Origin of the sequence: Niastella sp. (assembly GCF_045805085.1) — a bacterium.
Classification (GTDB): Bacteria; Bacteroidota; Bacteroidia; order Chitinophagales; family Chitinophagaceae; genus Niastella.
Window position 1 is genome coordinate 1 of record NZ_JBJMLX010000260.1, and the last position, 5,652, is coordinate 5,652.

Consider the following 5,652-nt stretch of genomic DNA (forward strand, 5'->3'; position numbering starts at 1 on the left):
CACCTCTTCCCATTCCGAACAGAGAAGTTAAGCCCCTCATGGCCGATGGTACTACACAACAATGTGGGAGAGTAGGTAGTTGCCATATTTATTGCAAAAAGCCTCTTGACTGATGTCATAGAGGCTTTTTGCTTTTTAGTCCGGCCTGAAAGGTGGTTTTTTAGTTTATTAGTTCTTCAGTTGGGAGGTTAGATTAGTAAGTTCTTATGTTCTTGAGTTTAAAGCCTTCAACCCTAAACCCATGAACTAAACAACTAACAAACTAAATAACTAACGAACTTAAGAACCTACGAACCTACCAACTGCGATTTAAGAATAGAGGATTTCAACTTTTAACTTTTAGCCTCTTGACTTATATCGAGAGGCCTTTTGTTTACATTTCTATTTCGTTATTACTTACATCCATTACCACCAACCGCTTCATCAACAGCTCCTTTAAACTGAATGGCGACATCTTTCTTCTGCTCATTCAACAACGTTTTCACAAAAATGATGGCAGCGTAATTACGGCATTTGTCAATATACGGCCAGGTGCCAAACAACCCGGGGCAGCTAACCACGGTACTGTTGCCACTGGCGTCTTCTTCCTGGATCCATTCGCCCAGGCCATAGTGAAAACCTTCAGCAACTTTTGGTGTATATTTAACAGGCAGGTTTGTGAACTGGGGTTTTTGCATTTCTTCAATAGACTTTTCGCTCAGTATTCTTTTCCCCTCAAACATCCCCTTGCTCAGGATCATCGATAAAAAGTTAATATAATCATTGGCTGTACTGCGGGCGCCGCCGGAAGGATTGGGCGCATAGCCGTTCTCATTCATAAACGAAGTCTGTTTCATTTTCAGGGGACGTAATAATTTCTCCTGAATAAGGCGATCAAATGATTTTTTAGAGATCACTTCCAGTACCCGGCCGGCAACGTTCAACCCAATACCGCCATAATGAAATTCAGTGCCCGCATTGTTGGAGATCTCTTTGGCGGCAAAGGCGTTCACTTCTTCTTCCAGCGTCATGTATTTGCTGCGCTGAACCATCTTTAACAAACTGCCTTTATCGTTTTCAATACCCGTTGTATGCCCCAGGCACTGGCGAATGGTTACATAGTTCTTCATGTATTTTTCAAATACGGGCAGGTATTTACTTACCGGATCGTCCAGATTTAGTTTGCCTTCATCCACAAATTGCATAACCAAAGCGGCGGTGAGCCATTTGCTGCTACTGGCAATGGGTGCAAGAGTTTTGGCATTGAACTCGCCCAGCTCTTTGGTGTGGACTACCTTACCATCCTTATATATAATAGCTACCACATCGTTGCCCAGTAACTTCTGGTTTTTTTGCAACAGGGCATCTACCTGGCTGAAGTCGGACTGGGAAAAAGAAAACTGAAAGAATAACAGGAACAAGGATAAAATACTGCAACTGAGGCAGATGGAGTTCACTTTTAATGACATAAATGCATGAATTTAAGGCCTGGATTATGATTTGCAGATACTAAATAGCTTTTTGAAAATGATGGCGCCATTGAACCGGACCAATCACTTTTACATTCAGTAAAAGAAAAAGGTTGGTTGAAAGATCCTGACTATCATTTTCAAGATTTTAAAATATTACATTTTCAAATTAACACGCTATGAACTTAGGAAATTTTACCATTAAGGCGGCAGAAGCATTTCAACAGGCACAACAATTAGCGTTTAATTCACAAAGTCCAAATATAGAAACGGAGCATGTGTTGAAAGCTTTGCTCGACCAGGAAGATTCACCAGTTGAATACTTATTAAAAAAGAACAATGTAACGGTGAACCTTTTGGAGAACAAGTTACAGGAATCGATCAATAAACTGCCCAAAACAAGCGGCGATGCTGCGCAGTCAGTGAGCAGGGAAGCCAATAACGTGGTATTGCGTGCAGGTGCCGCATTAAAGCAATTCGGCGATGAATTCATTACACCCGAGCATTTGCTGCTGGCAATTGTACAGGGCAACGATTCAACTGCCCGCTTATTAAAAGAAGCCGGATTAAGTGAAAAAGGTCTTGTGACGGCTATTAAAGAACTGCGCAAGGGTGAAACCGTTCAATCCCAAACCCAGGAAACTACCTTCAACGCGCTGAATAAATATGCACGTAATCTGAATGACCTGGCCCGCCAGGGGAAATTAGATCCTGTAATTGGCCGTGATGAAGAAATACGCAGAACGTTACATATTCTGTCGCGCCGTACCAAGAACAACCCGATACTGGTAGGTGAGCCCGGCGTAGGTAAAACCGCGATTGCCGAAGGCATTGCCCATCGTATTGTAAATGGCGATGTACCCGAGAACCTGAAAACAAAAGTGATCTATACCCTCGATATGGGTCAGCTGATCGCCGGCGCAAAATATAAAGGTGAGTTTGAAGAAAGGCTGAAAGGTGTAGTAAAGGATGTGACCGAAAGCAATGGCGAGATCATTTTGTTCATCGATGAGATCCATACTCTGGTAGGGGCCGGTGGCGGCGAAGGCGCCATGGATGCCGCCAACATTTTGAAACCCGCTTTGGCGCGTGGTGAATTGCGGGCAATAGGCGCCACTACCTTGAATGAATACCAGCGCTTTTTTGAAAAAGATAAAGCCCTTGAACGCAGGTTCCAGAAAATAATGATAGATGAACCATCGGTTGAGGATGCGATATCAATTCTGCGTGGGTTGAAAGACCGTTATGAAACGCACCACCATGTGCGCATTAAAGACGAGGCCATTATTGCAGCAGTGGAATTATCGAGCCGGTACATTACCGATCGGTTCCTGCCCGATAAGGCGATTGACCTGATTGATGAAGCAGCAGCGAAATTGAGGTTGGAAATGAATTCAATGCCTGAAGAGTTGGATCATCTGATACGGCAAATACGGCAGCTGGAGATTGAACGCGAGGCTATTAAACGTGAGAATGATGAAGAGAAGCTGAAGGAACTGAATACCGAAATTGCCAATCTGAGCGTGCAACGCGATACCCTGAAAGCCAAATGGCAGGAAGAAAAAGAGTTGGTTGATAAAGTGCAGGATGCCAAGGCGCAGGTAGAGCAATTGAAAGTGCAGGCAGAACAAGCCGAACGTAATGGTGATTATGGAACGGTGGCCGAGATCCGCTATGGCAAAATAAAAGAACAGGAGCGGTTGATAAGTGAGTATTCGCAGCAATTGAATGCCATTAGCGAAAACAAACGGTTGATGAAGGAAGAAGTGGATGCAGAAGATATTGCCGAAACAATAGCAAAAGCTACCGGCATACCGGTGAGCCGCATGTTGCAGAGTGACAGAGAGAAATTGTTGTACCTGGAAGAAAAGCTGCACGAGCGTGTAGTGGGGCAGGATGAAGCGATAACTGCCGTAGCCGATGCTATTCGCAGAAGCAGGGCGGGATTGCACGATCCCAAAAAACCGATTGGTTCGTTTATTTTTCTGGGAACAACCGGCGTAGGTAAAACAGAGCTGGCAAAAGCCCTGGCCGATTACCTCTTCGATGATGAAAGTATGATGACCCGCATAGATATGAGCGAATACCAGGAAAAACATACCGTGAGCCGGTTAGTGGGTGCGCCTCCGGGATATGTGGGATATGAAGAAGGTGGGCAACTTACAGAAGCCGTGCGGAGAAAACCTTATAGTGTGGTGTTGCTCGATGAAATTGAAAAAGCGCATCCCGATGTTTGGAACGTGTTATTGCAGGTACTGGATGATGGCCGCCTTACCGATGCCAAAGGCCGGGTGGTGAACTTCAAGAATACCATCATCATTATGACCAGCAATATTGGTAGCCACCTGATACAGGAAGCGTTTGAAGATGTGAAAGAGAACAATGTGGAAGCGGCTGCAGAACGAGCCAAGGTAGAAGTAATGAACCTGTTGCGGCAAACCATCAGACCTGAATTTTTGAACCGGGTAGATGAAGTGATCATGTTCCAGCCATTGTTGAAGAAACAGATCATGGGTATTGTGCAGATACAGTTGAACAGCCTGAAGAGGCAGGTTGCTGAAAACGGAATCGACCTGCGGTTCAGTAATTATGCCCTGGAATACCTGGCCGAACAGGGATTTGATATACAGTTTGGCGCCCGGCCATTAAAACGGTTGATCCAGAAAGAGATCGTTAACCCGTTGAGTAAAAAGATACTGGCTGCCGACATCGATAAATCGAAACCCGTAATGGTCGATGTTTTTGATGGGGTAGTGGTATTCAGGAACGAGGCGCCCGAAAAGGTGAAATAATAATGAATCGTTAAAAGGAATGGAATTGCTTTTGGCTGAGAACTATATCGAAAGGCGAATGTTATATAAAAGTGAGTGAGATATACCTGTGATAAAAAGCCTGTCAGGTCAGTAAACATATGAGGCATTTGATTTGGAGAGACCTGACAGGTTTATTCTAAAACGGGTATTGGGATGAGGTTATTTTTTTAGAACCAGGGCCACTCTGCTGTAGGTAGAGTGGCCCTTTTTACTATGTCCGCCAAAGCCCTGGCGCAGGCGGAATCAATACGTTAAAGCAAAAAAACAATTGAAAGAGGAGCAGTTATGCCAATAAAAAATGACAAGAACAAGGAGATTATTTCTACAAAAGGATTGTGGGCAGGTGACCCTGCAGCGCCGGTGAGTCTGGTTTTATATGGCGATTATGAGAGCGAAGAGTGTGGCAAAGTTCATAGAGTGATAAATAAGTTGTTGGAATCGCATGGCAAGAAGATCAGATTCAATTACCGGCATTTCCCGTTGACCCAGATACATCAGCATGCGCATAAAGCGGCAGAAGCGGCAGTGGCCGCAGCCCAGGAAGGAAAATTCTGGGAAATGCATAACCTGTTGTTTGCGCATCCGCATCGTTTGGGGTCGATCAGTTTACGTGAGTATGCCCGGGAAGTAGGGGTTACAAGCAAAAACTTTCTACCCGACCTGGTTGAAAGCAAATACGGCTGGACGGTAAGGACCGACCTGCTCGAAGGCCTTAATAAAGGCGTTCGTAACGTACCCACTTTGTTTATTAACGACCGCGAATATCATGGAAGGCTTAGTCAACCCGAATTAACAAAGGTCATAGAAGAAGAATGTCATGGTGCGAAGCGAAAAAGAGCCTGATAAAAGGCACTGAGCGTTCTGCGTGCAGTCGAAGGATGAAAGTGTTTGTAAAGGTTCTGAGCGTAGTCGAAGAACCGGTGTGTAAGTAAAAAGGTGTTCGCCAATTGGCGGACACCTTTTATGTTTTTAGCCCCGTTTTTAACTCAGGAATACCCGTAAAAGCACGGTTTTCAAAAAAAGATTAATTTTTTTTCCGGCTTATATCATTTTATGATCTGTCAGTTTAAAGTCACTTATTCACGATGTTTGGTCTTAATTAAAGTTAGGTTAACAGAAAATTAATAACCGGTAAGGCAGAAAGCGAGTTAAGAAATAAATTTAAGTTCTAAAAATGAAATATGTAATATTTTATAATATTGTTGGTAAGGGGTCGGCTACCTGGAAATTCGTGACTAACACTTGTTTGATTGGCAAGAAAAAAGAAACTTTGATACATCATTGAAAATTATAACGATTGCCTGTTCATACGCCCCGATTTCGTCGGGGTTTTTTTATGCCCGGAAACAAAAGAGAAGGCAGTGTAGAAACACCGCCTTGATGAATGAATG

3 protein-coding genes and 1 rRNA gene are annotated in these 5,652 nt (G+C 43.9%); 3 read left to right on the forward strand and 1 reads right to left on the reverse strand.

What is annotated here, in order from left to right; all coding sequences use genetic code 11:
- Positions 1–88: ribosomal RNA gene (gene rrf / locus ACJ751_RS13545) — 5S ribosomal RNA — on the forward strand; the annotation flags it as partial.
- A gap of 304 nt (positions 89–392) precedes the next feature.
- On the opposite strand, the gene ACJ751_RS13550 is transcribed toward rrf, so the two are convergent.
- On the reverse strand, positions 393–1,448 hold the full coding sequence (locus ACJ751_RS13550) for a serine hydrolase domain-containing protein (protein WP_407746034.1): 1,056 nt from the start codon (positions 1,446–1,448) through the stop codon (positions 393–395).
- 179 nt (positions 1,449–1,627) lie between these two features.
- Between ACJ751_RS13550 and clpB the strand changes: the two genes are divergently transcribed.
- Positions 1,628–4,240, forward strand: coding sequence for an ATP-dependent chaperone ClpB (gene clpB / locus ACJ751_RS13555; RefSeq protein ID WP_407746035.1), 2,613 nt, complete (start codon positions 1,628–1,630; stop codon positions 4,238–4,240).
- Between the two features lie 306 nt (positions 4,241–4,546).
- Positions 4,547–5,104, forward strand: a complete 558-nt coding sequence (locus ACJ751_RS13560; protein ID WP_407746036.1) for a DsbA family protein — start codon at positions 4,547–4,549, stop codon at positions 5,102–5,104.
- The last annotated feature ends 548 nt before the right edge of the window (positions 5,105–5,652 follow it).